Consider the following 25,147-nt stretch of genomic DNA (forward strand, 5'->3'; position numbering starts at 1 on the left):
GAGCACCGGCAATATGAGCACCGGCAACAATCAGGCCGAGGCCTTCAAGGCGCTGGTGGACTGGCTGCGCAATGCACTGCGCGAAGCCGAGCAGTTCACCCTCGGCTACGCCGCCGAATCCTCTGCTTTTGTGCGTTTCAACCATGGCAAGGTCCGTCAGGCCGGGCAGGTGCAGCAGGCCAGCGTCAGCTTCAAACTGATCAACGACGGGCGCCACGCCGACTTGCAGATCACCTTGTCCGGCGAAGTCGAAACCGACCTGCAACGCCTGGCCGAAGGTCTGCAACAGTTGCGCGAAACCCTGCCGCTGCTGCCGCCCGATCCGTACCTGCTGCTCAACCACAATCACTGGCAGAGCCACAACGTGCAGGACCATCCACTGCCGGACACCGACCAGGCCGTGGCCGAAATCACCCGCGCCGCCGACGGTCTGGATTTGGTCGGTTTCTATGCCGCCGGCCCCATCAGCCGGGGCTTTGCCAGTTCTTCGGGGGCGTTCGGCTGGCATCAGGCCAACAGCTTCAACTTCGATTTCAGCCTGTTCCATGAAAACGGCCAGGCGGTAAAAGCCAGCTACGCCGGGCACGAATGGAGCAGCGAAGGCTTTGCCAGGCGCTTTGAACAGGCCCGCGAGCAGTTGGCGTTTTTGGGCCGCCCCTTGCGCACCCTGCCGCCCGGTGAATACCGCGCCTACCTGGCACCAGCGGCGATGGAAGAAATCATGGGCATGCTCAGCTGGGGCGGGTTTTCGGCCCGGGCGATTGCCAGCAAGCAAAGTCCGTTGCAGAAGTTCTACGCGAACGAAGCAAGCTTGAGCCCCGACGTATGGCTCAGTGAGCAGGTCAGCGGCTCTTTGAGCCCGGCGTTTTCCGACGAAGGTTATCCGCGCGATGACTTGGGCCTGATCGTCAAAGGCATGGCCGGTGCACAGTTGATCAACTCCCGCAGCGCCGCCGAGCACGGCCTGAACGCCAACGGCGCCAGCAGCTACGAATACCCCACGGCGCTGGTGATGAACGAAGGCCAGCTCGAGCAGCAAGACATCCTCGAGCACCTTGGCACCGGGCTGTACATCAGCAACCTCTGGTACCTGAACTACTCGGACCAACCGGCCGCGCGCATGACCGGCATGACCCGCTTCGCCACGTTCTGGGTCGAGAACGGCCAGATCGTCGCGCCGGTCAGCACCATGCGTTTCGACGACAGCGTCTACAGCCTGCTCGGCTCGCAACTCGAAGGCCTGACCCGGGAGCGGGAACTGCTGCTCTCGGCCAGCACCTACAGCCAGCGGGCCACGGCTTCGATGCTGTTGCCGGGGGCACTGGTCAAGCGCTTGACCTTGACGTTGTAGCCAACCAAACACAGGACCTGTGGCGAGGGGATTTATCCCCGCTGGGTTGCGAAGCGACCCCCAAAGGGTAAATGCGTTCTGCCTGACTCACCGAGGCGACAGTTCTGGGGCTGCTTCGCAGCCCAGCGGGGATAAATCCCCTCGCCACAACAGCGGCATCTGTTCCTGATCAACACTCCGTACAAGAGGTCCCATGCCCAACCGCGCACCGCTCGACGCTGTCACCGCCCGCTGGCTTCCTTGGGTCGTGGCGATTGCCTTCTTCATGCAGTCCCTGGACGGGACCATCCTCAACACCGCCCTGCCCGCCATGGCCAGCGACCTGGCGGAAAACCCGCTGCGCATGCAGGGCGTGATCATTGCCTACATGCTCACCGTGGCGCTGCTGATCCCGGCCTCTGGCTGGATCGCCGACCGCTTCGGGACCAAGAAGATTTTCTTCGGCGCGATCCTGCTGTTCAGTTTCGGCTCGTTGCTCTGCGCCTTGTCCAATTCGTTGTCCATGCTGATCGGCGCCCGGGTGATCCAGGGTCTGGGCGGCGCGCTGATGCTGCCGGTGGGCCGGTTGGTCGTGCTGCGGGCCTACCCACGCTCGGAACTGGTGCGGATCATGGGTTTCATCACCATTCCCGGCCTGCTCGGCCCGCTGATCGGGCCGACCATGGGCGGCTGGATGGTGGAGTACCTGACCTGGCACTGGATCTTCATCATCAACCTGCCGGTGGGCGTGCTGGGTTGCTACGCGGTGTGGAAATTCATCCCGGACCTGCGCGGCAGCGAGCGTACCCGGTTCGATGGCCTGGGATTTTTGCTGTTTGGCGCGGCCATGGTGCTGATCACCATCGCCATGGAAGGCCTCGGTGAACTGCACCTGCCGCACTTGCGCGTGATGTTGCTGCTGTTCGGCGGCATGGCCTGCCTGGCCGCTTATTGGCTACGGGCCGGGCACATCGAAAACCCGCTGTTCGCACCCTCGCTGTTCAAGACCCGGACCTTCGCCGTGGGGATTCTCGGCAATCTGTTCGCGCGCCTGGGCAGCGGCGCCCTGCCGTTCCTGGTGCCGTTGCTGCTGCAAGTGGCCCTGGGCTATTCACCGTCCCAGGCCGGGATGAGCATGTTACCTCTGGCCGCGGCGGCGATGGTCGCCAAGTCCGTGGCCCGGCCGTTGATCGAGCGCTTCGGCTACCGCAGCGTATTGACCGCCAATACCCTGGCCCTGGGCCTGATGCTGGCGAGCATGGGCCTGGTCAGCGAACAGACGCCGTACTGGCTGCTGCTGGCGCAACTGGCGGTGCTGGGGGCGATCAACTCGTTGCAGTTCACCGCGATGAACACCGTGACCCTGATTGACCTGGACGACGCCAGCGCCAGCAGCGGCAACAGCCTGCTGTCGGTGGTGGCGCAACTGTCCCTGAGCCTGGGCGTAGCCTGTGCTGGTGCGCTGCTCGGCGGCTTTACCGCCCAGGTCGGCAACGACGGGGTGGACACCGTGCTTGGCGCGTTCCAGTTGACGTTCCTGACGGTGGGCATCATGGCGATGCTGGCGGCGACGATTTTTTCGCAGCTGTCGAAAGAGGATGGGCGGCGGGCCAAGCGGCCGGATGAGCATATCGAGCACTGACTAAGAGGCGTCGTGGCTTGGCGCTTTTTGTGGGAGCAAGGCTTGCCCGCGATACAGGCGACTCGGTTTCCTGAAATAGCGCGCCACCTTCGTCGCGAGCAAGCTTTGCTCCCACAGTTCCAGAGCCCCACAGTTTCTGGATCCACCAGCCCCCAACACAAGCGTGGCCCTCACAGCTCGTCCAGAACTTTCGAGAAAAGTGGCACGAGGCTGCTACACTGCGCGACATTTTGTTTTGCAGGCCAGTCCCGTGACCACCATTGCCACCGCTTTTAATACTCTGCCGCTGTCCGCCGCCATGCTGGCTAACCTCGAATCCCTCGGTTATGCCCAGATGACGCCGATCCAGGCGCAGAGCTTGCCGGTGATCCTCAAGGGCATGGATCTGATCGCCCAGGCCAAGACCGGCAGCGGCAAGACCGCGGCCTTCGGCATCGGCCTGCTGAACCCGATCAACCCGCGCTTCTTCGGCTGCCAGGCACTGGTGATCTGCCCGACTCGTGAGCTGGCCGATCAGGTTGCCAAGGAAATCAGGCGCCTGGCCCGCGCCGAAGACAACATCAAGGTCCTGACCCTGTGTGGCGGCGTGTCGTTTGGCCCGCAGATCGCTTCCCTGGAGCACGGCGCCCACATCATCGTCGGCACGCCAGGGCGCATCCAGCAGCACCTGCGCAAGGGCTCGCTGGTGCTGGACGGCCTCAACACGCTGATCCTCGATGAAGCCGACCGCATGCTCGACATGGGCTTCTACGACGCCATCGAAGACATCATCCAGCAGACCCCGGAACGCCGTCAGACCTTGCTGTTCTCCGCCACCTACCCGGTGGGCATCAAGCAACTGTCGTCCAAGTTCATGCGCAACCCGCAGCAGGTCAAGGCCGAAGCCTTTCACTCCGACGCGCAGATCGAGCAGCGTTTCTATGAAATCTCCCCCGAGGAGCGCATGGACGCCGTGGTCAAGGTTCTGGCGCATTTCCGTCCGGCTTCCTGCGTGGCGTTCTGCTTCACCAAGCAGCAGGTTCAGGAAACCGTCGACCATCTGACATCCAAAGGTATCTCGGCGGTCGGCCTGCATGGCGATCTGGAACAGCGCGACCGCGATCAGGTGCTGGCGATGTTCGCCAACCGCAGCACCTCGGTGCTGGTCGCCACCGATGTGGCGGCCCGTGGCCTGGACATCGACGCACTGGACATGGTGATCAACGTCGAACTGGCCCGCGACTCGGAAATTCACATTCACCGCGTCGGCCGCACCGGGCGTGCGGGTGAAAAAGGCATCGCCATCAGCCTGGTGGCGCCGTCCGAAGCCCACCGCGCCCAAGCGATCGAGCAGTTGCAGAAGTCGCCACTGAGCTGGGACCAACTGGACAACCTCAAGCCCCAGGGCGGCGGCCCGCTGCTGCCGGCCATGAGCACCCTGTGCATTGGTGCCGGGCGCAAAGACAAAGTCCGCCCCGGCGACATCCTCGGCGCCCTGACCGGCGAGGCCGGCATCCCCGGCGCCCAGGTCGGCAAGATCGCGATTTTCGACTTCCAGGCCTATGTCGCCGTGGAGCGCGCAATCGCCAAACAGGCGCTGCAACGCCTGAACGATGGCAAGATCAAGGGCCGTTCGTTGCGGGTGCGGATCCTGTAACTCCAACAGAGATCAAACTGTGGGAGCGAGCCTGCTCGCGATGACGGACTGTCAGACAACATCAATGTTGAATGTACCGGCCTCATCGCGAGCAGGCTCGCTCCCACAATGGGTTTTGTGGTGACATTTAGAGGGACACCGTTTTGCGCTCTACCGAAGTCGTGATCATTGGCGCTGGCGCCGCGGGGTTGATGTGCGCGCTGACCGCCGCAGGGCGCGGACGGCAGGTGATGTTGCTGGACCACGCCAACAAAGCCGGCAAGAAAATCCTCATGTCCGGCGGTGGGCGCTGCAATTTCACCAACATGTACAGCGAACCGGGCAATTTCCTCTCGCAGAACCCGCATTTCTGCAAGTCGGCCCTGGCCCGTTACACCCAGTGGGATTTCATCGCCCTGGTGGCCAAGCACGGCGTGCCCTATCACGAGAAAAAACTCGGCCAGTTGTTCTGTGATAACAAGTCCAGCGACATCCTCGGCCTGCTGCTGGACGAATGCGACCAGGCCGGTGTCAACCTGCACCTGGACACCTCGATCGAGCGCATCGAGAAAACCGAGAGCGGCTACCTGCTGCAAACCACCCTCGGGGCCATCACCTGCCAATCCTTGGTGATTGCCACGGGCGGGCTGTCGATCCCGACGCTGGGCGCGACCGGTTTCGGTTACCAGGTGGCCAAACAGTTCGGCCACCGACTGCTGCCCACCCGCGCTGGGCTGGTACCGTTCACCATCACCGACCAGCTCAAGGCGTTGTGCACCGAACTTTCAGGCACTTCAGTGGATTGCCTGGTGAGCTGCAACGAGCAGAGTTTTCGCGAGAACATCCTGTTCACCCACCGCGGCCTCAGCGGCCCGGCGATCCTGCAGATTTCCTCGTTCTGGGAACCGGGTGACACGGTGCAGATCAACCTGCTGCCGGACCACGACGTGCCGAGCTGGCTGCAACAGCAACAGGCCGAACGCCCCAACAGCGAACTGAAAACCCTGCTGGGCGAATTGTTCACCAAAAAGATGGCCACCCTGCTGGCCGACACTTGGTTCGTCTCCAAACCCATGAAGCAATACACCCACGCCGAACTGGCAGACATTGCCGAGAAACTGTCGAGCTGGAATGTCGTCCCGGCCGGCACCGAAGGCTACCGCACCGCCGAAGTGACCCTGGGCGGTGTCGATACGCGGGAAGTCTCGTCCAAGACCATGGAATCACTGAAAAGCCCGGGCCTGTATTTCATTGGCGAAGTACTGGACGTCACCGGGCACCTGGGCGGGTTCAACTTCCAATGGGCCTGGGCGTCGGGGTATGCGGCTGCGCAATACGTCTGATTGAAGGGATGCATTGAATCCAATGGGGATGATGATCCTGTGGGAGCGAGCCTGCTCGCGATGGCGGACTATCAGACAACATCAATGTTGAATGTACCGGCCTCATCGCGAGCAGGCTCGCTCCCACTGGGGTTTGCTGGAGCATCCCGGAACACTTTTTGCTGCCGGATGTGATCGCCGCCATTGCGTCGGCGTCATTACTGCCTCAATTTAGCGTCATTGCCCGTCAGGCCCGTGCACTTCATGTCATCGACCTCGTTTAGTCAGTCTCTGCGTCGCCTTTGGGCGTTGGATAAATTCAGTTATAGCGTGCGGGTGTTCATCGCCCTGACCGGCAGCATGGCGCTGTGTTGGTATCTGGATGAGATGGCGCTGTTGATCCCGCTGTTCCTGGGCATCATCGCCAGCGCCCTGGCCGAGACCGATGACAGCTGGCAGGGCCGCCTCAACGCGCTGGCCGTGACGCTGGTGTGCTTCACCATCGCAGCGCTGTCGGTGGAATTGCTGTTCCCTTATCCGGTTCTGTTCATCGTTGCCCTGGCGCTGGCGAGTTTCGCCCTGACTATGCTCGGTGCGCTGGGCGAGCGCTATGGCGCGATTGCCTCGGCCACGTTGATTCTCTCGGTCTACACCATGATCGGCGTAGACCAGCGCGGTGGCGCGGTCACCGATTTCTGGCACGAACCTTTGCTGCTGGTGGCCGGTGCGGCTTGGTACGGCCTGCTCTCGGTGCTGTGGCAGGCGCTGTTTTCCAACCAGCCGGTGCAGCAAAGCCTGGCGCGGCTGTTCCGCGAGCTGGGACGCTATCTGAAGCTCAAATCATCGCTCTTCGAGCCGATCCGTCAACTGGACGTCGAAGCCCGACGCCTGGAACTGGCCCAGCAGAACGGCCGGGTCGTCGCCGCGCTTAACGCGGCGAAGGAAATCATCCTGCACCGCGTAGGCAATGGGCGACCAGGCTCGAAGGTCAGCCGCTACCTGAAGCTGTACTTCCTCGCCCAGGATATCCACGAGCGCGCCAGCTCTTCCCACTACCCCTACAACGCACTGGCCGAGGCGTTCTTTCACAGCGACGTGCTGTTCCGCTGCCAACGCCTGCTGCGCCAGCAAGGTAAAGCCTGCCAAGCGTTGGCCGAGTCGATCCAACTGCGCCAGCCATTCGTCTATGACGCCAGCTTCGCCGAGGCGCTGAATGACCTGCATGCCTCCCTCGAACACCTGCGGATTCAGAGCAACCCGGCCTGGCGCGGATTGCTGCGTTCGCTACGGGCCTTGTCGGCGAACCTTGGCACCATGGACCGCCTGCTCAGCGACGCGAGCAACCCCGACGCCCTGGCCGACGCCACCGATAGCAGCCTGCTGGATCGCTCGCCGCGCAACCTGAAGGACGTCTGGGTCCGCTTGCGCACACAGCTCACGCCCACCTCGCTGCTGTTCCGGCATGCCCTGCGCCTGCCCCTGGCGCTGAGTGTGGGTTATGCCATGGTGCATCTGATCCACCCGTCCCAAGGCTACTGGATCATTCTCACCACGCTGTTCGTGTGCCAACCCAACTACGGCGCCACCCGGCGCAAGCTCGGCCAACGGATCATCGGCACCGCCATCGGCCTGACGGTGGCCTGGGCGCTGTTCGATCTGTTTCCCAACCCGCTGGTGCAATCGTCTTTCGCCATCGCCGCCGGGGTGGTGTTCTTTACCAACCGCACGACCCGCTACACCCTGGCGACTGCCGCGATCACGATCATGGTGCTGTTCTGCTTCAACCAGGTGGGCGACGGCTATGGACTGCTGCTGCCACGCCTGTTCGATACGCTGCTGGGCAGCCTGATCGCCGGCCTTGCGGTATTCCTGTTCCTGCCGGACTGGCAAGGCCGCCGGTTGAACAAGGTGCTGGCCAACACGCTGACCTGCAACAGCATTTACCTGCGCCAGATCATGCAGCAATACGCCGCCGGCAAAAGCGATGACCTTGCCTATCGCCTGGCCCGACGCAACGCCCACAACGCCGACGCCGCATTGTCCACCACCTTGGCAAACATGCTGATGGAGCCGGGGCATTTCCGTAAGGAAGCCGATGTCGGGTTCCGCTTCCTGGTGCTGTCCCACACCCTGCTCAGCTACTTGTCAGGTCTGGGCGCCCATCGGGACACCGCATTGCCTGCAGACGTGCGCGAACACCTGATCGACGGCGCAGGGGTGAAACTGGCCGCGAGCATCGACGAAATTGCCCAGGGCCTGGCGAGCAAACAACCGATAGCGGTCCAAAGCGACGAGGAAGAAGCCTTGGCCAGTGAGCTTGAGCAGATGCCCGATGAAATCGACGAGGGTCAGCGACTGGTGCAGACGCAACTGGGGTTGATCTGCCGTCAGTTGGGGCCGCTGCGCACGTTGGCGGCGCATCTGGTCAAGGATACTAGCGAGGCTTGAGGAGTATGGTGCTCGCACCACAGCCATCGCGAGCGGGCTCGCTCCCACAGTGGACCTCAGCCGTACAAAATTTAAGTGTCCGCTCTAGATCAACTGTGGGAGCGAGCCTGCTCGCGATGGCGCCAGTCCAGGCACCGCAAGATCACATCCCGTGCGCCTTCAATAACCGCGCATAACTACCATCGGCCTTCATCGCCGCAATCTCCCGATCGAATCCCGCGACAATCTGCTCGTGCTGCGGGTTCTTCAGGCTGACCAGGATGTGCAGGCTGTTTTCACTCAGTGGCTTGGGCATGAACTCCACGGCGTTGCGCACCTTGGCCGACTCACGAGACAAGTAATAACGGGCGACGAACTCATCTTCCAGGGTCAGCTTCACCCGACCGGCAGCGAGCATGCGCACGGCCATTGCAAAGTTATGCACAGGGACTTTCTGCAATTGCTGATCCTCATCGAACGCCTTGGAGTAGGCGTATCCGCGGACCACGGCGATGGGATAGGCATGCAGCTGCTGCAAGTTCTCGTACTGGATGGGTGCGTCCTTGCGCTTGATGAAGCGCACGCGGTTGAGCAGGTACTCAGCCGAGAAACGGCCCACATGGGTACGTTCTTCGCTGTACCAGGCATTGATCAGCACGTCATAGCGCCCCTCACCGATGCCCAGCATCGCCCGGGCCCAAGGCACCTGCTCAAAGTCACTGGCATAACCGGCTCGCGCCAGAGCGGTACTGACGATATCGGTCGCCAGGCCACCATTGACCAGCGTGGTGTCGGTAAAGGGTGGCCAGCCATCTGCCACCAGACGCAACTTTTGCGCGCAGGCGTTGTGGCTCAGCAACAGCAACCCGACCAAAGCAAGAGCTCGATGCAATCGCGGCATGCCAAACATCCTTGACGGGTTCAAAGCCCGGTTTGTTTTTAGCCGAATCTCAAGAGATGTCGTCAGACATCCGGTCCTAACATTAGCTCAGTGGAACCGCTGCGCAGCGTTGAATCGAAGATTACACAAAGAAGGCCACGCCGCGACAATTCGATGATGGCATTTTGGCCTTTGTCACAGATTTTTACAGTTGTCCAAGAAAGAGACTTCCGCAGCCAGCCCGCTTAATATCGGCATCAGGTTCTTCAGGAAATTCAAAAAATGGATATCGACTGGGTCTGCAAACATCACAGTGACCTGAGCAAGGAACAGCTGTACGCCATCCTCAAATTGCGCGCCGAAGTATTCGTCGTGGAGCAGAATTGCCCCTACCTGGACGTCGACGGCCTGGACCTGGAGGGCGACACCTGCCACCTGATGGCCTGGCAGGACAATCGTCTGGTGGCTTACCTTCGCTTGCTCGATCCGCACTCGCAAAACAGTGACGTGGTCATCGGGCGCGTGGTCATCGCCCCCCAAGCACGGGGACAGGGGCTGGGCCACAAACTGATGGAACAGGGTCTCAAGCAGGCCGAGAAGCACTGGCCCGGTACATCGATCTCACTGTCGGCACAGGCGCATCTGCAGGGGTATTACTCGCGGTATGGGTTTGGAGTGGTGGGTATCGAGTACATGGAAGACGGGATTCCACACATTGGCATGCACCGGCCTTGATGCCCTCTTCGCGAGCAGGCTCGCGATAACGCCTCCCCAGAAGCCGCCAATGTTCAGGGATACTCCAACACCGCTTTAATGCGCGGCAAATTCCCCTCGATCCAGCGCCGATCAATCGCCCCCCAATCACGGATCCGATAATGCCCGGCATGGTTACGGGCGCCCTCTAGCTGCTCGAATTCACACACGATATCCAGGTCCGCCAGCGCTGCCACGGTGTCCTGGGCGGTGCGTCGCGGCATGCCGGTGACTTCGGTGAGCGAGGGAATGTTGCTGGCCACGCCGCTATCAATCAGGTAAGCCACATACAAACGACGATAGAAGCTGCTTTTGGTCTTGCTGACGTCCATTCGGTCATTCCTTGGGGGGTTGCAGATCGCGCCAGGTCAGGTACACCCGCAAGTCGAATTCCAACTGGTGATACCCCGGCAGCATGTGCTCGCAGAGTTGGTAGAACGCTTTGTTGTGGTCCGACTCCTTGAAGTGGGCCAGTTCGTGCACCACGATCATTTTCAAAAACTCAGGTGCCGCGTCCTTGAACAGCGCAGCGATACGAATTTCTTTCTTGGCCTTGAGCTTGCCGCCCTGCACCCGTGAAATGGCAGTGTGCAAGCCCAGGGCGCGGTGAGTCAGGTCCAGACGATTGTCGAACAGCACCTTGTCGATAGCGGGCGCGTTACGCAGGTATTGTTGCTTGAGATCCAGCGCATAACCGTACAGGGCCTTGTCGCTCTGGACCGAATGCCGGTCGGGATAGCGCTGCTGCAAGTAGTCGCCCAGCCGATCCTGGGCAATCAGTTGCTGCACTTGGGCTTGCAGGGCGGCGGGGTAAGCCTGGAGGTATTTGAGCGCGATCATCGGCGGCAACACAGTCACAAAAGCCGCCAGTGTAGCGAATTCAGACCTGCATCGCGCTCCAGTCAAATGGCCGGGCAAAGGCATCGGTGTCTTCGGCCATCAAGGGCCGCGCTACCAGGAACCCCTGCACATATTCGCAGCCGTGGGCCTTGAGCCACTTATATTGCTCAGGCGTCTCTACGCCCTCGGCGATCACCCGCAACCCCAATTGCTTGCACAAATCGATGACCGACGCCGCCAGTGCCGCATCCCGGGGCGAATCCGGCAGACGGGCGATCAGGTGTCGATCAAGCTTGAGGGTATCGAGTTCCAGGTCGCGCAGGTGCGCCAGCGAGCAAGGCCCGGAACCGAAATCATCCAACGCCACTCGCACCCCGAGGTTATGCAGCAACCGCAGTTGTTTATGGGTTTCGTCGGGGTTGCGCATCAGTGCATCTTCAGTCACCTCGACCTCAAGTTGCCGCGGTTTGAGGGCATGTCGCTCCAGGACCTGGCGCAATTCGGTCACCAGATTGGGCAAACCGAACTGGGTGCTGCTCAGGCTCACCCCCAGTACCAGATCATCAGCGAACAAGCGCTCCCAGACTTTACGCTGGGCCGCGCTGCGATGATAAATCCAGCTCCCCAGCCGACTGATCAACCGGGCCTCTTCCAGTAATGGCAGGAACAACCCCGGCGGCACATCACCGACGCTGGGGTGCTGCCAGCGCAACAGCGCCTCGAAGCCACGGATGCGCCCGTCGCCCACCCCCACCTGGGGCTGGTAGACCATATTGAAATCGCGGTTTTCGATGGCCGAGCGCACACTTTCTTCGAGCATCAGCCGTGAACGGGCTCGACCGTTCATTTCGTGATCGTAAAACCGGTATTGCTGACGGCCAGCGCGCTTGGCCTCGTACATGGCGATGTCGGACGCGCGCAGCAGACCGTCGAGATTGGCGCCGCAGTCGGGGTAGGTCGCGATGCCGATGCTGGCCCCCAGCGCTACATCCATGCCCTCGATCTGTTGGCAGATAGACACTCGTTCGATGAGTTTCTCGGCAATCTTGGCCGCTTGCTCGGGCACTTCCAGATCCAGCAGGGCGGTGAACTCATCGCCGCCCAGACGCGCCAGAATGTCGAACGGGCGCAGGCACGCCTTCAGTTGTTCCGACACCCAGCGCAACACGCGATCACCGGCATCATGGCCCAACGAATCATTGACCCGTTTGAAGCCATCAAGATCCAGGTACAGCAGCACCCAGTTGCTTTCCAGCCGCTCGCTGCGCATCAGCAGGTTTTCGGCTGTCTGATAAAACCCCCTGCGGTTGAGCAGACCGGTCAGCGGGTCAGTGACGGCCTGGTATTCGAGTTGCTGGTGCAAGTGACGCACCACCGACATGTCTTGAAGCGTTACCACCATGGCCTTCTGCTCCGCAGGCAGGGGCGCACAAGACAAGGCCACCGACACCTGCTGGCCGGGCGCGGTGCGCAAGACCGCATCGTGCAGGCGCCAGGTCTGCCCCCGGCAGTAGGCGACATGGATATCGGAGCCGGCCCACTCGGGGATGTGGGGTTTTTGCAGGAAATCCAGGAGCGGCATTCCCTGCAACTGCTCGGCGGTGGCATTAAGCAGGCGACAGGTAGACGGATTGGCGAAGCGAATACACCCGCTTTCGTCCACCACGAGGATGCCTTCGGCGGCGTTATCCAGCACCGAGGCGTTGAAAGCCCTGGCGGCTTCCAGATCCTGGCTCAGGCGCTGCAAGGCCCGGCGATTGCGCTGGTGTTCGAGCAGGGCATGAACCTTGGGCTTGAGAATCTGCGGATCGAATGGTTTGAACAGGTAATCCACGGCGCCGCTGGCGTAGCCCTTGATCACCGCATCCTGGGATTGCTCGTTAGCGGTCAGGAAAATGATCGGGGTCAGCCGTGTCCGCTGGCTGCCGCGCATCAGACGCGCCACTTCAAAACCGTCCATGTCGGGCATCTGCACATCCAGCAGGACCAGATCGATGTCATGTTCGAGTAGAAGGTTAAGGGCTTCGACACCCGAGGACGCGGTCATCACCTTCCAGTCCTGACGCTGCAACAACGCTCGCATGCTGAGCAGGTTTTCAGGGTAATCATCAACTATCAAAAGGACGGAACTGTCTTCGCCAAGCGGTGGTTGCACGCATTCCATGCTGCTTCTCTTATCGGGCGTCACGTCCGTCTTGCCGTAGCAAGGCGGACAAATACTGTGATCTCACTCTAGACCGTGATTCTGAAAAGCAGTAGGTGTCATCCCGCCATCATCCAGACAAAGCCCAAAATAGCCGACTAACGGTCACCCACCTCGGGCACAAAACCTGCAATGACACCTTCGACGGACAATTGACGTCAATCATCCGCTGGGCGGTCATTAAAAAATTTCTCCCTGCGTGATTAACACGCCCAAAAGCTTGAGCTAGAGCCTCTGGCTGGGCGTTCAGCATTTTCACTCCGTTACGTAGGATCCGACCATGATTGATCTCGCCACCTGGAACCTGAGCATCCCCGAAGGCAGCCCACCAACGACCATCGAAACCTCTCAACTGGTGCAGGGGTTCCAGAACCAATATTTCCACGCCGACTCCGGTACGGTGTTTTTCTGGGCACCGGTCACCGGCGCCAAGACTGCCAACGCGATTTACCCACGCAGCGAACTGCGGGAAACCTATAGCAACGGTACCCAGCGCAACTGGTTGTACTCAGCGGCTGATAACAAGCTGGCCGCCACGCTGACCGTCAACCAAGTCCCCAGCACTGGCAAGCTCGTCATTGGTCAGATCCACGCCAAAGACAGCACCAGCCCCATGGTGAAACTGGAGTACCAGTACAAAACCTACAGCTCCACCGGCAACATCGTCGCCAAAGTGCGCATGCGTCCCGACGACGAATCGGGCCAGGTCATCACCATCGCCACAGGCATAAAGCTCAATCAGTCCTTCTCTTACCTGATCCACCTAAGCCCCGCCGGTGTCCTGACCATCAATGGTGCGGGTTACCAGTGGAGCTCCCCCATCAGCTCCACTTGGAGCGACAAGCCGCTGTACTTCAAGGCGGGCGTGTACGTGCAGGACAACACCGGTTATCCCACCGAAGGCGGGACCGTGACGTTCAGCCTGCTGGATATCGATCACATCTAGACGCTTTGCATGGCGCCATGGCAGCAACGCAGCGCTGCCCACCCTGGCGACCCCATCAATGCGAAATAGTTCAGGGCAAATTCGAACTGCCGACTAACGGTTCCCCATCCAGGCACAGATGCTGCAAAAGATCCATTCGACGGACAATTGACGTCAAACATCCGCCGGATGGTTATCCAAAAAACTCCTTCCTGCGTGATCAACACACCCCAAATGCTTGGAGTAGAGCCTCCCGCTTTGGTCCTCAGCACTTTTACGCCCGTTACGCAGGATCCGACCATGATCGATCTCAGCACTTGGAACTTGAGCATCCCCGAAGGCAGCCCCGCCATCACCATCGAAACACCGCGGCTAGCCCAGGGCTTCAAGGACGACTATTTCCACTCCGACACCGGCACGCTGTTCTTCTGGGCGCCGGTGACCGGCACCAAGACTGCAAACGCCATTTACCCGCGCAGCGAACTGCGGGAAACCTACAGCGACGGCACCCTTCGCAACTGGCTCTACTCAGCGGCAGACAACAAGCTGCGCGCCACCTTGACCGTCAACCAGGTGCCCAGCACCGGCAAGATCGTGATCGGCCAGATCCACGCCAAAGACAGCACCCGGCCCATGGTGAAACTGGAATACCAATACAAGGCCTACAGCTCCACCGGCAACATCGTCGCGAAGGTCCGACTGCGCCCCGACGACGAATCGGGCCAGGTCATCACCATCGCCACGGGCGTGCAACTTGATCGCAGGTTTTCCTACCAGATTCACCTCAGTCCGAAGGGCGCGCTGGGCATCAGCGCGGCGGGTTACAACTGGAGAACCACGGTAAGCCCGGACTGGAAGGACAAGCCGTTGTATTTCAAAGCCGGCGTCTACGTGCAGGACAACACCGGCTACACCACTGAAGGTGGAAAAGTGACGTTCAGCATGCTGGAAATTCATCACACCGTTCTATAAGCGTATTTCCCCTGGCATACCGCAGCATGGACGCTGCTCCCTGCGAACGTGACCCACATCGACGCCGATGCCATAGCGCCATCGTTCAAAAAAAATTCGAATTGCCCGACTAACGGTCGTCGTCCTCGGGCACCAAAGCGGCAAACACCACTCTGACGGACAGTTGACGCCAACCCCCCGCCGGAAGGATATGAAAATTCGATCCCCCCGCGTTTCTCGGGACGCGTCATAAAGCGCTGGCTAGAGCCTCCGGCTGGATCTTGCAACATATTCATTCCGTAGAAAGGGCCCGCACATGGTCGATCTTGCAACCTGGAACTTGAGCATCCCCGAGGGAAGCCCACCCAAAACCATCGAAACCCCTCGACTGGTGGACGGTTTCAAGAACAAATACTTCAACTCTGAAGGCAGCACGGTGTATTTCTGGTCACCGGTCACCGGCACCAAGACTGAAAACGCGATCTACCCGCGCAGCGAATTGCGCGAGACCTACAAAAACGGCACCTTGCGCAACTGGCTATACCCCGACGCCGACAACAAATTGAGTGCGACCCTGGTGGTCAACCAGGTACCCAGCACCGGCAAGATCGTGATCGGTCAGATTCATGCCAAGGACAGCAGCAAACCCATGGTGAAGCTGGAATACCAGTACAAGGACGACAGCAAGACCGGCAACATCGTCGCCAAAGTGCGCATGCGCCCCGATGACGACGAGGGCCGGGTCATCACCGTCGCCTCGGGTGTAAAACTCAATCAGTCTTTCTCTTATCGGCTCCATCTTGATCGTACCGGCGACCTGGGTATCACCGCGGCGGGTCGTAGCTGGTACACCACCATGAGCGCCAAATGGAAGGTCAAGCCGCTGTATTTCAAGGCTGGCGTGTATGTGCAGGACAATACGGGCTACACCAGCGAAGGAGGGAAAGTGACGTTCAGCAAGCTGGATATCGATCACAACACCTGAGATTTTCAGCTCCGAAAATCTCGTAGGAATTTACCTTTGTGGCGAGGGGATTTATCCCCGCTGGGCTGCGCAGCAGCCCCCTCCTTTCGTCAGACCAACCGCATGCGCCGGTTTTGCAGCGGCTGCGCGCCCGAGCGGGAGCAAGCTCCCTCGCCACGTGGGCGCGGTGCGTCCTACAGGTCGATTTTGGGCTCGAAAATCTCCTCTATAGTTCGGGCTCGTCTGCTGGCTTTGGTCAGCGGGGCACGGGTTTCGCAGCCCACTGACAGAACAGAGACTTTGCACCGTCAAATGAAAATTCAGGCAAACTCGCCTGCGTTCATTTTATGGCGGTTGCGCGCGGGAGACCTTCGGGTCTGCCGGGTTTGGTCTCTATCTCGGTCTGCGAACCCGCGCGCAACTGCCACCCATTTGTTTCGCAGCAAGAAGGTGGCAATTAATTTTTATTAATAGAGCCCAAACCTTATGACGACGACTCAATCACTCAGCCGCTTCACCCCGCTCACTCCAATCGCCACCACCCAACCCATCCTGTTCATCGACAGCACTGCCCCACTGACTGAACTCCACGCCTGCGCCAGTGAACGCCTGCACGCTACCCTTGATTACCTGTCGCTCATGGCCTGCGCCACCCTGCGCGATTCGGCCGCCAGCGACCTCAATACCCTCACCAATGTCGCCCGGATCCTGGTTCAGGATGTCACCGATGTGTTTGGCGTCATTGAACAACGCGGCCTCGAAGACCAATAAAGCCCTCCCGGCGGGAGATGATCCCCTGTGGGAGCGAGCTTGCTCGCGATAGCGCTGGGTCAGCAGCATGGATGGCGACTGACACAGCGCTATCAGGATCTGTGTGTATATCCATTTCTTTGGTAACGGCTACTTAGGGTTCCGCCCTTACGGCGGGTCACTTTTGAAGAGCGCAAAAGTAACCAAAACGCTCCTGCCCCACCACTCGGTGCCTCGCCTAGGCTCGGCATGCCCGAACGCAGGCATTGCTCCGTGGGCCCGCCGCGAAGGGCCATCCATGGCCCAGCGCGGCTACCTCGGCATCCATGCCGAGGTGCCCACTACGCAACATCTGCGTTCGGCCAGCGTGGTTAACGGGGCGCCGAGATCAACGTCCACCGCGAGGCGGCCTTATAGCCGACCTGTTTCTCCCGGTAGTACTCCGATCCAATTGTGGGAGCGAGCCTGCTCGCGATGACGACAGCACATTCAACATCTTCATCGACTATGACACTGCCTTCGCGAGCAAGCCCGCTCCCACAGGAGAAACGCGATCTCCCTAAACAAGGCCGGCTATCAGGCCGCCTCGCTTTTGATTTTGATCTATGGGCCCCGTTAACCACGCTGGCCGAACGTAGGTATTGTGGAGTGGGCATCCCGGCATGGATGCCGGGATAGCCGCGCTGGGCCATGGATGGCCCTTCGCGGCGGGCCCACGGAGCAATGCCTGCGTTCGGGCATGCCGAGCCTAGGCGAGGCACCGAGTGGTGGGGCAAGACCTTTTGGTTACTTTTGGGGCGTTTGCCAAAAGTGACCCGCCGTAAGGGCGGAACCATAAGCAGCCGTTACCCAAAAAACGGATATACACACAAATCCCACACATAAAAAAACCCGCATCACTGCGGGTTTTCTCACAACCACAACGCTGAAGCCTTAGTTAACCTTAGCGTTCAACTCACCCTTCAAATACCGCTGATACATCGCTTCCAAAGAGATCGGCTTGATCTTCGAAGCATTACCCGCAGTACCGAAAGCTTCGTAACGCGCAATACACACATCACGCATCGCCGTCACGGTCGCACCGAAGAACTTACGCGGATCAAATTCGCTCGGATTGGTCGCCATCAAACGACGCATGGCACCGGTAGAGGCCAGGCGCAGGTCGGTGTCGATGTTGACCTTGCGCACGCCGTACTTGATACCTTCGACGATTTCTTCAACCGGCACGCCGTAGGTTTCTTTGATGTCGCCGCCGTACTGGTTGATGATCGCCAGCCACTCTTGCGGAACCGAGGAAGAACCGTGCATCACCAGGTGAGTGTTGGGGATGCGTTTGTGGATTTCCTTGATGCGGTCAATGGCCAGCACGTCGCCGGTAGGCGGCTTGGTGAACTTGTAGGCGCCGTGGCTGGTGCCGATGGCGATGGCCAGGGCGTCGACCTGGGTCTTCTTGACGAAGTCCGCGGCTTCTTCCGGGTCGGTCAGCATCTGGCTGTGGTCCAGCACGCCCTCGGCGCCGATGCCGTCTTCTTCACCGGCCATGCCGGTTTCCAGCGAGCCCAGGCAACCCAGTTCGCCTTCCACCGACACGCCGCAGGCATGGGCCATGGCGACGGTCTGTTGGGTGACACGCACGTTGTATTCGTAGTCGGTCGGGGTCTTGCCGTCTTCGCCCAGGGAGCCATCCATCATGACCGAGCTGAAGCCCAGTTGGATGGAGCGCTGGCAGACGTCAGGGCTGGTGCCGTGGTCCTGGTGCATGCACACCGGGATGTGCGGGAATTCTTCGATGGCAGCCAGGATCAGGTGACGCAGGAATGGCGCGCCGGCGTATTTGCGGGCGCCGGCCGAAGCCTGGACGATCACCGGGGAGTCAGTCTTGTCAGCGGCTTCCATGATGGCGCGCATCTGCTCAAGGTTGTTGACGTTAAAGGCTGGGACGCCGTAGCCGAACTCGGCTGCGTGGTCCAGCATCTGACGCATGCTGATAAGTGCCATTAGTGTGTCTCTCCCGGTCGAGGGTCGTTAATCGTGCCAGCCTGCCGGAGCGGCGGCGGCTATTCAAGTCATTGCAGGTCGGGGGTGGGTCCGCCCTGTGTGTTCGGTGAAACAAAATCTCGAAACTATAAGAGGCCCCTGTGGGAGCGAGCCTGCTCGCGATGAGGGCCCGACAGTCAACATCACTGATGCCTGATACATCGCTATCGCGAGCAGGCTCGCTCCCACATTGGATCTCTATTGAATCAGTCAGCCTTGCAGCCCCGGCCAATCAAGTCATTGGTGGCGACCCAGTAAACCAGGCCTTCCTCACCTTTGACGTGAAACGCCAGCATGTCGTCGCTGTACAGCGTACCCGATGCGCCCGGCTCTTCCTTCAGGTGATAGACCTGCTCGGCACCGCCGAGGCGAACGTCGACTTCCTTGCGGGTGTCATCGGTATAGCGCCACAGCACCTTGGCCTGACTGTCACAGGTCCAGGTTGTCCAGCCCTCTACGACAGGCTCGGACGAACGAAACCGATCCAGCTGCGCACAACCGGCCAGCATTGCCAGCGCCACAACGGCGATAAAGCCTTTCATCCGTGTTCCTCGACTGACGACCCGTGCCGCCAGCCATGAGTTAAAGAGTCTGACCCGTCAAGGACAACCATGTTCCTTGGCCGGGTTTTGCGTCTCATATTTATCCAGGCCATCCGGCCCCGAACGCTTGTTCAGCACCGGATTGGTCTCGGCCTGCCAGTCGGCCTGGTAACAGCCGCCTTCAGGCGTTGGCGTCCCGGTTTCCGGAGCCGTGGCCTTTGGGCTGCTCGAACAGGCCACTAACAGCGTCGTCGTCAACAGCAACGTGAACGTCTTGACCATCACAACACTCCTTTGCCTGGTCAACGAAACCTCAGGCCTTGGCCCGGCTTTCCAGGACTTCCACGGCTGGCAGTACTTTGCCTTCGACGAATTCGAGGAACGCACCGCCGCCGGTAGAAATGTAGGAGATCTGCTCGGCCACGCCATATTTATCGATCGCCGCCAGGGTGTCGCCGCCGCCAGCGATGGAGAAAGCGTCACTCTCGGCGATGGCCTGGGCCAGCACTTTGGTGCCGTTGCCAAACTGGTCGAACTCGAACACGCCGACCGGACCGTTCCACAGGATAGTCTTGGAAGATTTCAACAGTTCGGCGAAATTGGCTGCGGTTTGCGGGCCAATGTCGAGGATCATGTCGTCTTCGGCCACGTCAGCGATCAGCTTGACGGTGGCGGTGGCGCCTTCGGCAAATTCCTTGGCAACCACCACGTCCACCGGCAACGGCACGCTGACCTTGGCGGCGATTTCCCGGGCGGTGTCCAGCAGGTCCGGCTCGTACAGGGATTTGCCGACCGGGTGACCGGCCGCAGCAAGGAAGGTGTTGGCAATGCCGCCGCCGACGATCAACTGGTTGCACACCTGGCTCAGGCTGTTAAGCACGTCGAGCTTGGTGGAGACCTTGGAGCCGGCAACAATGGCAGCCATCGGCTGGGCCGGGGAGCCCAGGGCCTTGCCCAGTGCGTCCAGTTCGGCGGCCAGCAGCGGGCCAGCAGCGGCCACTTTGGCGAACTTCGCCACGCCGTGGGTCGAACCCTCGGCGCGGTGGGCGGTGCCGAACGCGTCCATCACAAACACGTCGCACAGGGCTGCATACTGCTTGGCCAGTTCGTCAGCGTTCTTTTTCTCGCCTTTATTGAAGCGCACGTTTTCGAACAGCACGACATCGCCGGCCTTCACGTCCACACCGCCCAGGTAGTCAGCCACCAGCGGTACGTCGCGGCCCAAGGCTTTGCTCAGGTAATCGGCGACCGGCTTGAGGCTGTTTTCCGCCGAGAACTCGCCTTCGGTCGGACGGCCCAGGTGGGAGCAGACCATCACGGCCGCGCCTTTTTCCAGGGCCAGCTTGATGGTCGGCAGCGAAGCCAGGATACGCGCGTCGCTGGTGACAACACCGTCCTTGACGGGGACGTTGAGGTCTTCGCGGATCAGTACGCGCTTACCTTGCAGATCGAGGTCGGACATCTTCAACACGGTCATGGGTCGCAATTCCTGGGTAACTGTTTAGAGAGCAGGTTTTTTAGAAGCGGTTTGCAGGTAATGCTCGGCAACGTCCAGCATTCGGTTGGCAAACCCCCATTCGTTGTCGAACCAAGCCAGGATGTTCACAAGCCGTGGCCCGGAAACCCGGGTCTGGCTGGCATCGACGATGGCCGAATGTGGGTCATGGTTAAAATCACAGCTGGCATGGGGCAACTCGGTGTAAGCCAGAAGGCCTTTGAGCGGACCGCTGGTGGCGGCTTCGCGCAAGATCCGGTTGACCTCGGTGGCGTCGGTATCGCTCACGGTCTGCATCGTAATGTCGAGGCAGGACACGTTGACCGTCGGCACCCGCACGGCTTTGGCCTGAATTCGCCCCGCAAGTTCCGGCAGCAGCCGTTCAATGCCGCGCGCCAGACCAGTGGACACCGGAATCACCGACTGGAACGCCGAACGGGTCCGCCGCAAGTCTTCATGGTGATAGGCGTCGATCACAGGTTGATCGTTCATCGCCGAGTGAATGGTGGTGATCGACACGTATTCCAGGCCAATGGCCTGGTCCAGCAGGCGCAATAGCGGCACGCCGCAGTTGGTGGTGCAGGACGCGTTGGACACCAACAGCTCGTCGCCGCTCAGGCAATCCTGGTTCACGCCGTAGACAATGGTCGCGTCGACATCCGCTTCGCTGGCCATCGGCTGGGAGAACAACACCCGCGGAGCGCCGGCCGCGATGAAGCGCTGGCCATCTTCACGGGTGTTGTAGGCGCCCGAGCATTCAAGCACCAGGTCGACACCCAAGGATGCCCAATCGATACCTTCGGGAGTGGCACTGCGCAGGACTTTCACGCAATCGCCATTAATGTGCAGACAATCGCCCTCGACCCGCACCTCGCCCGGAAACCGGCCGTGGGTGGAGTCAAAGCGTGTCAGGTATTCGATGCTGGCCATGTCGGCCAGATCGTTGATCGCCACAATCTCGAACCCGGCCCTGGCCCCTCGCTCGAACAACGCACGCAAGACGCAACGACCAATCCGGCCGTAGCCGTTGAGTGCAACTTTGTAGGGACGCGGTTGGGGCATGGGGTTCTCTGACTTGGGTGAATCCATCAAGGCAGCGTTGCCTGAGCCATCGCCATCGCGAGCAAGCTCGCTCCCACAGGGTCGGTGGAGATCCTTGTGGGAGCGAGCTTGCTCGCGATGGCGTCAGCCCGGACGACGCGACTTCGGATCAGTCTTCCAACAGCTCTTCAGCCTGACCCAGGATGTTTTCCAGGGTAAAGCCGAACTCCTCGAACAACGCCGGCGCAGGCGCCGATTCGCCGTAGGTGGTCATGCCGATCACACGACCTTCCAGGCCGACGTACTTGTACCAGTAATCGGCGTGAGCGGCTTCGATGGCAATCCGGGCGCTGACTTGCAACGGCAATACCGCTTGCTTATAGCCGGCGTCCTGGGCATCGAACACGCTGGTGCACGGCATGGACACCACACGTACGTTGCGGCCCTGCGCGGTTAGTTTGTCGTAGGCCTGGACGGCCAGGCCGACTTCGGAGCCGGTGGCGATCAGGATCAGTTCAGGCTCGCCAATGCAGTCCTTGAGCACGTAGCCACCGCGGGTGATGTCGCCGATCTGGTCGGCATCGCGGTTCTGGTGCTGCAGGTTCTGGCGGGAGAAGATCAGCGCCGATGGACCGTCGTTACGCTCGATGGCGTATTTCCAGGCCACTGCCGATTCCACGGCGTCACATGGGCGCCAGGTGTCCAGGTTCGGCGTGCAGCGCAGGCTTGCCAGTTGCTCGATCGGCTGGTGAGTCGGGCCGTCTTCGCCCAGGCCGATGGAGTCGTGGGTGAACACATAAAGCACGCGCTTCTTCATCAGGGCCGACATGCGCACTGCGTTGCGGGCGTATTCCATGAACATCAGGAAGGTAGCGCCGTAAGGCACCAGGCCGCCGTGCAGAGCCACACCGTTCATGATCGCGCTCATGCCGAACTCACGAACACCGTAGTACATGTAGTTGCCGCTGGCATCTTCGGCGCTGACGCCTTTGCAGCCCTTCCACAAGGTCAGGTTGGAACCGGCCAGGTCGGCCGAACCGCCGAGCAGCTCCGGCAGCAGCGGGCCAAAAGCGTTGAGGGTGTTCTGGCTGGCCTTGCGGCTGGCAATGGTTTCGCCTTTGGCGGCGACTTCCGCGATGTAAGCCGAGGCTTTTTCAGCGAAATCGGCAGGCAGCTCGCCGCTGAGGCGACGCACCAGTTCATTGGCCAGCTCAGGGCATTGCGCGGAGTAGGCGGCAAAGCGCTGGTCCCACTCGGCTTCGGCGGCACGACCTTTTTCCTTGGCGTCCCACTCGGCATAAATGTCGGCCGGGATTTCGAACGGACCGTGTTCCCACTTCAACGCAGCGCGGGTCAGGGCGATTTCCTCGGCACCCAGTGGCGCGCCGTGGCAGTCTTCCTTGCCTTGTTTGTTGGGCGAACCGAAACCAATGGTGGTCTTGCAGCAGATCAGGGTCGGCTGGGCGCTCTTGCGCGCCGTCTCGATGGCGGTCTTGATTTCTTCCGGGTCGTGGCCGTCGACATTGCGGATGACCAGCCAGTTGTAGGCTTCGAAACGCTTGGGGGTGTCGTCGGTGAACCAGCCTTCGACTTCGCCGTCGATGGAAATGCCGTTGTCATCGTAGAAAGCGATCAGCTTGTTCAGGCCCAAGGTGCCGGCCAGGGAGGCGACTTCGTGGGAAATGCCTTCCATCATGCAGCCATCACCCAGGAACACGTAGGTGTGGTGATCGACAACGTTATGGCCTGGGCGATTGAACTGCGCCGCCAGGACTTTTTCCGCCAGGGCAAAGCCCACGGCGTTGGCCAGGCCCTGGCCCAGTGGACCGGTGGTGGTTTCCACGCCTGGGGTGTAGCCATATTCCGGGTGGCCCGGAGTGCGGCTGTGCAACTGGCGGAAATTCTTCAGGTCATCGATCGACAGGTCATAACCGGTCAGGTGCAGCAACGAATAGATCAACATCGAGCCGTGGCCGTTGGACATCACGAAGCGGTCACGGTCGGCAAACGACGGGTTGCTCGGGCTGTGCTTGAGGTAGTCGCGCCAAAGCACCTCGGCGATATCCGCCATACCCATAGGGGCACCGGGATGGCCGCTGTTGGCTTTTTGCACGGCATCCATGCTGAGTGCACGGATGGCATTGGCACGCTCACGACGGCTGGGCATCGCTGATCTCCTGGGTTTTGAATTGTGAAACTGAAAAAAGGCGAGCATTTTCCCTCACCCACCCGCCCCGGGGCAATGACAGATAGTCATCCAGAGGCTTTTTTCCGGTGGATAAAGTCGCATTCGCCAGGTGAAACCTTTCCGCTGAAGGTTTGTAGAGTCAAGCACGCCTTGGGAAGTGCCATTTATCGAGCAATATCAAAACTTTTTGATATTGACCTTGCGGTGATCCATACCCCTCACTAGACTGCCGCCCTATGAATTTACGCGTGCCTTCCATTCGCCATGACGATTGCGATGAGCTGGCGGCCCTTTGCAAGGCCGGCGGCGATCCGCTGCGGCTCAATGTATTGCGCGCCTTGGCCAACGATTCGTTCGGCGTGCTGGAACTGGCGCAGATCTTCGGCATCGGTCAATCCGGCATGAGCCACCACCTCAAGGTCCTGGCCCAGGCGGACCTGGTGGCGACCCGTCGTGAAGGCAATGCGATTTTTTACCGCCGCGCCCTGCCCCATACCGATCTGCTGGGCGGCAAGCTGCATGCCGCGTTGCTCGAAGAGGTGGATGAACTGGACCTGCCGACAGACGTGCAGGCCCGCATCGCCCAGGTACACGGGCAGCGAGCCGCTGCCAGCCAGGATTTTTTCGCCCGGGTGGCCGAGAAGTTTCGCGCCCAGCAGGACCTGATTGCCGGGTTGCCGCAGTACCGTGAAAGCGTCGTGGCGCTGCTCGACAAACTGGGCTTCGAGCCCACCGCCACGGCCATTGAAGTCGGCCCCGGCGACGGTGCGTTTCTGCCGGAGCTGGCGCGGCGTTTCAGCCAAGTGACGGCGCTGGACAACAGCCCGGCCATGCTCGAGCTGGCACGCCAGGTGTGCGAACGTGAAACACTGGCTAATGTCAGCCTGCAACTGGCCGATGCCTTGAATGGTGTGAGCCTGCAGGCCGATTGTGTTGTATTGAACATGGTGCTTCACCATTTCGCCGCGCCGGCCGATGCGCTCAAGCACATGGCCGACTTGCTGCAACCGGGCGGTAGCCTGTTAGTGACAGAGTTATGCAGCCACAACCAGAGTTGGGCCAAGGAGGCCTGCGGTGATCTCTGGCTGGGGTTTGAACAGGACGATCTGGCCCGTTGGGCCACCGCTGCGGGCCTCGTGCCCGGGGAAAGCCTCTATGTGGGCTTACGTAATGGTTTCCAGATCCAGGTCCGCCATTTTCAGCGACCGGCTGGCGACACTCACCATCGGTAACTTGTAGGAA

21 protein-coding genes are annotated in these 25,147 nt (G+C 60.5%); 11 read left to right on the forward strand and 10 right to left on the reverse strand.

Translation table 11 applies throughout. From position 1 onward, the window contains the following. Positions 1-13 precede the first annotated feature (13 nt). From CRX69_RS24920 to yccS, 5 genes are all read left to right on the forward strand, one after another. Positions 14-1,351, forward strand: coding sequence for a TldD/PmbA family protein (locus tag CRX69_RS24920; protein ID WP_107323304.1), 1,338 nt, complete (start codon positions 14-16; stop codon positions 1,349-1,351). A gap of 193 nt (positions 1,352-1,544) precedes the next feature. Beyond that, positions 1,545-2,972 (forward strand): multidrug transporter subunit MdtD, encoded by a 1,428-nt coding sequence (gene mdtD, locus CRX69_RS24925; protein WP_076383389.1) that lies wholly within the window; start codon positions 1,545-1,547, stop codon positions 2,970-2,972. A gap of 298 nt (positions 2,973-3,270) precedes the next feature. Continuing rightward, complete coding sequence (gene dbpA, locus CRX69_RS24930) at positions 3,271-4,608, forward strand: ATP-dependent RNA helicase DbpA (RefSeq protein WP_230682660.1); 1,338 nt, start codon at positions 3,271-3,273, stop codon at positions 4,606-4,608. Between the two features lie 143 nt (positions 4,609-4,751). Continuing rightward, positions 4,752-5,930, forward strand: a complete 1,179-nt coding sequence (locus CRX69_RS24935) for a BaiN/RdsA family NAD(P)/FAD-dependent oxidoreductase (RefSeq protein ID WP_107323028.1) — start codon at positions 4,752-4,754, stop codon at positions 5,928-5,930. 243 nt (positions 5,931-6,173) lie between these two features. Then, entirely contained in the window at positions 6,174-8,357 is a 2,184-nt protein-coding gene (yccS, locus tag CRX69_RS24945) for a YccS family putative transporter (protein ID WP_047230493.1), read from the forward strand. Between the two features lie 142 nt (positions 8,358-8,499). Here yccS and CRX69_RS24950 read toward each other — a convergent pair whose 3' ends face one another. Continuing rightward, on the reverse strand, positions 8,500-9,237 hold the full coding sequence (locus CRX69_RS24950; protein WP_047230494.1) for a substrate-binding periplasmic protein: 738 nt from the start codon (positions 9,235-9,237) through the stop codon (positions 8,500-8,502). A 261-nt stretch (positions 9,238-9,498) separates the two neighbouring features. Here CRX69_RS24950 and CRX69_RS24955 point away from each other — a divergent pair, with 261 nt between their 5' ends. Next, entirely contained in the window at positions 9,499-9,951 is a 453-nt protein-coding gene (locus tag CRX69_RS24955; RefSeq protein ID WP_047230495.1) for a GNAT family N-acetyltransferase, read from the forward strand. Between the two features lie 53 nt (positions 9,952-10,004). Here CRX69_RS24955 and CRX69_RS24960 read toward each other — a convergent pair whose 3' ends face one another. Genes CRX69_RS24960 through CRX69_RS24970 form a run of 3 tightly spaced genes read right to left on the reverse strand, consistent with a single transcriptional unit; the run spans position 10,005 to position 12,973 of the window. Further along, a complete protein-coding gene (locus CRX69_RS24960) occupies positions 10,005-10,301 on the reverse strand; it encodes a winged helix-turn-helix domain-containing protein (protein ID WP_076383387.1) in 297 nt (98 codons plus the stop codon). 4 nt (positions 10,302-10,305) lie between these two features. Next, positions 10,306-10,809 (reverse strand): M48 metallopeptidase family protein, encoded by a 504-nt coding sequence (locus CRX69_RS24965; RefSeq protein ID WP_047230503.1) that lies wholly within the window; start codon positions 10,807-10,809, stop codon positions 10,306-10,308. Positions 10,810-10,849: 40 nt separating this feature from the next. Continuing rightward, positions 10,850-12,973 (reverse strand): putative bifunctional diguanylate cyclase/phosphodiesterase, encoded by a 2,124-nt coding sequence (locus CRX69_RS24970; protein WP_076383386.1) that lies wholly within the window; start codon positions 12,971-12,973, stop codon positions 10,850-10,852. A 319-nt stretch (positions 12,974-13,292) separates the two neighbouring features. Between CRX69_RS24970 and CRX69_RS24975 the strand changes: the two genes are divergently transcribed. From CRX69_RS24975 to CRX69_RS24990, 4 genes are all read left to right on the forward strand, one after another. Then, positions 13,293-13,958, forward strand: a complete 666-nt coding sequence (locus tag CRX69_RS24975; RefSeq protein WP_076383385.1) for a polysaccharide lyase family 7 protein — start codon at positions 13,293-13,295, stop codon at positions 13,956-13,958. Positions 13,959-14,237: 279 nt separating this feature from the next. Beyond that, positions 14,238-14,909 (forward strand): polysaccharide lyase family 7 protein, encoded by a 672-nt coding sequence (locus CRX69_RS24980; protein WP_047230499.1) that lies wholly within the window; start codon positions 14,238-14,240, stop codon positions 14,907-14,909. 295 nt (positions 14,910-15,204) lie between these two features. Beyond that, positions 15,205-15,873 carry a polysaccharide lyase family 7 protein gene (locus tag CRX69_RS24985; protein ID WP_047230500.1) on the forward strand — a complete coding sequence of 223 codons (669 nt, stop codon included), beginning with the start codon at positions 15,205-15,207 and terminating at the stop codon, positions 15,871-15,873. Positions 15,874-16,338: 465 nt separating this feature from the next. After that, positions 16,339-16,623: a fructose-bisphosphate aldolase gene (locus CRX69_RS24990; protein WP_107323029.1), complete on the forward strand. Its 285-nt coding sequence runs from the start codon at positions 16,339-16,341 to the stop codon at positions 16,621-16,623. Between the two features lie 912 nt (positions 16,624-17,535). On the opposite strand, the gene fba is transcribed toward CRX69_RS24990, so the two are convergent. The 6 genes from fba to tkt form a co-directional block, all read right to left on the reverse strand. After that, positions 17,536-18,600 (reverse strand): class II fructose-bisphosphate aldolase, encoded by a 1,065-nt coding sequence (gene fba, locus CRX69_RS25000; RefSeq protein ID WP_003177554.1) that lies wholly within the window; start codon positions 18,598-18,600, stop codon positions 17,536-17,538. A gap of 245 nt (positions 18,601-18,845) precedes the next feature. Next, positions 18,846-19,181, reverse strand: a complete 336-nt coding sequence (locus tag CRX69_RS25005) for an MliC family protein (RefSeq protein ID WP_047230408.1) — start codon at positions 19,179-19,181, stop codon at positions 18,846-18,848. A gap of 57 nt (positions 19,182-19,238) precedes the next feature. Beyond that, on the reverse strand, positions 19,239-19,463 hold the full coding sequence (locus CRX69_RS25010; RefSeq protein ID WP_047230409.1) for a hypothetical protein: 225 nt from the start codon (positions 19,461-19,463) through the stop codon (positions 19,239-19,241). A 31-nt stretch (positions 19,464-19,494) separates the two neighbouring features. Next, on the reverse strand, positions 19,495-20,658 hold the full coding sequence (locus CRX69_RS25015; RefSeq protein ID WP_076383382.1) for a phosphoglycerate kinase: 1,164 nt from the start codon (positions 20,656-20,658) through the stop codon (positions 19,495-19,497). 24 nt (positions 20,659-20,682) lie between these two features. Further along, on the reverse strand, positions 20,683-21,738 hold the full coding sequence (gene epd, locus CRX69_RS25020; RefSeq protein WP_076383381.1) for an erythrose-4-phosphate dehydrogenase: 1,056 nt from the start codon (positions 21,736-21,738) through the stop codon (positions 20,683-20,685). Positions 21,739-21,886: 148 nt separating this feature from the next. Further along, entirely contained in the window at positions 21,887-23,884 is a 1,998-nt protein-coding gene (tkt, locus tag CRX69_RS25025; protein ID WP_107323030.1) for a transketolase, read from the reverse strand. Between the two features lie 257 nt (positions 23,885-24,141). Here tkt and CRX69_RS25030 point away from each other — a divergent pair, with 257 nt between their 5' ends. Next, positions 24,142-25,137, forward strand: coding sequence for an ArsR/SmtB family transcription factor (locus CRX69_RS25030; RefSeq protein WP_092401593.1), 996 nt, complete (start codon positions 24,142-24,144; stop codon positions 25,135-25,137). Positions 25,138-25,147 lie beyond the last annotated feature (10 nt).

The organism is Pseudomonas rhizophila (assembly GCF_003033885.1).
In the GTDB taxonomy this organism is placed as follows: domain Bacteria; phylum Pseudomonadota; class Gammaproteobacteria; order Pseudomonadales; family Pseudomonadaceae; genus Aquipseudomonas; species Aquipseudomonas rhizophila.